Source organism: Streptomyces sp. NRRL S-495, assembly GCF_000966955.1.
GTDB lineage: Bacteria > Actinomycetota > Actinomycetes > Streptomycetales > Streptomycetaceae > Kitasatospora > Kitasatospora purpeofusca.
Window position 1 is genome coordinate 1 of sequence record NZ_JZWY01000556.1, and the last position, 3,306, is coordinate 3,306.

1 protein-coding gene and 1 pseudogene are annotated in these 3,306 nt (G+C 76.2%); both read right to left on the reverse strand.

What is annotated here, in order from left to right; genetic code table 11:
* Positions 1 to 920, reverse strand: a 920-nt coding sequence (locus VR45_RS27070; RefSeq protein ID WP_045942458.1) for an AMP-binding protein, incomplete at its 3' end; no start/stop codon positions are given.
* 419 nt (positions 921 to 1,339) lie between these two features.
* Positions 1,340 to 3,306, reverse strand: a pseudogene (locus VR45_RS27075) (AfsR/SARP family transcriptional regulator); the annotation flags it as partial.

Genomic DNA, 3,306 nt, shown 5'->3' on the forward strand with positions numbered 1-3,306 from the left:
GCGTAGGGCGACCCGATCGGCGGCTCCGCCCGTCCGGCCGCGGGCACCTCGTGCGTCACGCAGCTCACGGTGCACTCGGTCGGGCCGTAGCTCTGGACGACCCGTCGTACACCGGCGTTGGCGTGGATCCGGTCCGCGAGGGCCCGGGTGAGCGGTTCGCCGCCCGCGCGGACGGTGCGCACGCCCGGCGGCAGCGGCTCACGCACCAGCGCGGCCAGCGCGGACGGCGTCCCGTAGACCATCGTGACCCGGTCCCGTGCGGGAAGGGCGGACAGCGCGAGCAGGTTCTCGGCCAGGATCACCGTCCCGCCGCAGAGCAGCGGGAGGAACAGCTGCGTCACCGACGGGTCGAAGCAGACCGAGGTCGCGGCCAGCATCCCGCGGAGCTCGTCGGTCGAGTACACGGACGACTCCCACTGCAGCAGGGCCGCCACATTGCGGTGCTCGACCACCACCCCCTTGGGCCGACCGGTCGAGCCCGAGGTGTACATCACGTACGCGGCGTCCGTCGGCTCGCCCTCGCCGTCCGCGCCGTCGGCCTGCTCGTCGCCGCCCGAACCCACCGTCCCGACGTCCAGCACGCCGACGCCGGTGGCCCGGAGGACGTCGCCGCGGCGCCGGAGGACGGCCGCCGAGGAGACCAGACGGGAGATCCCGGCGTCCGCGGCGATGAACTCCAACCGGCTCGCCGGGTACGCCGGATCCAGCGGCACGTACGCCGCACCGGCCTTCCAGACCCCCAGCAGCGCGGGGACCAACCACTCGTCCCGCTCCAGGCACACGCCCACCAGCGAACCCCGCCGGACCCCCGACCGGCGCAGCTCACGGGCCACCGCACCGGCCCGCCGGTCGAGTTCCCCGTAGGTGGTCCGGACCGCCCCCGCCACCACGGCGATGTCGTCCGGAGCCCGTCTCGCCATCTCCTCGAACGCCCGATGAACCAGGCCGAACCCGAACGTGCCCGCCGACGCCATTGTCGATCCCCCTCCGAACCTGCCACGACACCGGAACCGGCCCTGTCGGGCGTCCCGGTGCAATCCGACTTCGAGCGCTGGTCAGCTCTCGCCGTCGCTGCTGCGCGCGCGGTCGAGCAGCCCGAGAAGGGACAGCCCGAAGGCGTGTTCAGGGGCGGGCTCCCAGCGGCGCGCCCACCGTACTGGCCCGCCTCCGGCGGGGTCCAGGGTTGTGATCGTCAGGAACATGCCGCGAGCACGACACCCCGTGGGAGAAGCGGCCGCCCACCCGAACGACCCGTCACCGACCCGTCACCGACCTGCCACCGACCCGCCGCCGACCGCGCCTGACGCCTCGCCGGACCGACGAGGGGACGGCGGACCGTTCAGGCCCCGGTGGCGGTCCGGACGGCATCCTGGAGGGAGAGGGACGTGCCCTCGTCGAAGCCGGCGGCGAAGCCTGCCGCGCCGAGGGCTGTGCGGACCGCCGAGGCGATCCGGTCCACGTCCGCGCGCTCGCCGGACGGAAGCGGGCCGCCGGCGCTGCGGCGGGCGGCGTCGGCGGCACCGAGGAGCAGCGCCGCCCGGGTGAACCCCTCGGTGCCACCGGCGGCCGCGGCCGCGCCGGCGGTGCCCTCCAGGGAGAGGGCGAGGGCCCGCGGCTCGGCCAACTGCCGGGCGTGCGCCAGGCCGCGCGCCTGGTGGGCCGCGGCCTCCGCGGGCAGGCCGCGCAGTTCGGCGACGAAACCGAGTTCCACCTCGATCATGTGCCGTCCCGCGGTCGACGACGGGTAGTCGTCCCGCATCGCCCTGAGGTGGCGTTCCGCGTCGTCGAGGTCGCCGGCGCGGCGTGCGCCGAGTGCGAGTCCCATGATCGCGAAGACCTCGCCGAAGACGTGTCCCTGCTCGGCCGCCGCACGGCGGGCCCGTTCGTGGAGCAGTCGGGCCCGTTTCCAGTCACCGGTGAGAAGTGCGAGGCGGCCCAGGCCGACGAGGCAGGCGGAGGCTTCCACAGCCAGGCCGAGCTCTTCCGCGAGGCGCAGCCCGGCGGCGTGGCGGGCCTCGGCGCCGGCGTAGTCACCCTCGATCTCGGCGAGTGCGGCGAGCGGCGAAACGGACTGCAACTCGCCCCAGGAGTCGCCGAGTTCATGGAACTCCTCGGCGGCGGCGCGGCCGTTGCGGCGGGCCGCCGCGAGGTCCCCGGCGGCCAGTGCGGTGCGGGCCAGCAGGGCGCGCGCCGCGGCGGTGCCCCAGCGGTCGCCGGCGGCGGCGCAGTGGTCCAGGGCACGGGTTCCGACCGCTTCCGCCGCAACCGGGTCACCCGCGTGGTGCAGGCCGTAGGCGAACAGCCAGAGTGCCCGGCCGCGCCGCAGCGGGTCGTCGATCTCCGCCTCGGGGCAGTCCCGCTCGGGCGGCCGGTGGCCGGTGAGCATGGCGAACGCGTCGTGCAGCAGGCGGAGTTCGGCGACGGCCGCGGCGGAGGCGGGAGCGGTGGGCGCGGGCGTGGCCGTGGCCGTGGCCGTGGCCGTAGGACCGTCGAGGGCCGCCAGGACGGCGGCGAGCGTGCGCCGGGCCTCGTGGAGGCGGCCGCGCAGTAGCCACCAGGGGCCCAGTGCGGCGGCCGTGCGGGCGGCGCCGTCCTGGTCGCCGACCCGCACGAGGTGGTCGAGGGCGGCCCGGATGTTGGCGGACTCCGCGTCCAGCCGCGCGAGTTGGAGCCGTTGTCCAGGTCCGCGCAGCCCGGCTCCGGCCTGTGCGGCCAGCTCCCGGAAGTACCCGGCGTGGCGCGCCGCGGTGTCCGGGAACTCGCCCGACTCGTGGAGCCGGTCGCGGGCGTAGGCGGCGACGGATTCGAGCAGGTCGTAGCGCGGACCGTCGCCGGTGTGCACGGCCTCGACGAGCGAGCGGTCGACCAACCGGCCGACCAGGTCGAGGACGTCGTCACGGTCGATGCCGGACGCCGCGCACACCGCCTCGGCCGCCGGCAGGGAGCACCCGCCGACGGGAACGGCCAGCCGCCGCAGGACGGTCCGCTCGGGCGGGGTGAGGAGGTCCCAGCTCCAGTCGATCACCGCGCGCAGGGTCTGCTGCCGGGCCGGGAGCCCGCGCTGCCCGGAGCCGAGGATCCGGAACCGGTCGCCGAGGCGGGCCGCCAGCTCCCGCACTCCCATGGCCCGCACCCGGGTGGCCGCGAGTTCGAGGGCGAGCGGGATTCCGTCCAGGCGGTGGCAGATCTCGGCCACGGCGGCCCGCGTCCCGTCCCCGTCCTCCGCCGGCCCCTCGCCGCCCGACCGCTCGTCCTGCGTCCCGTCGTTCCCGTCGTTCCCGTCGTTCCCCGCGGGCGGGACGAACC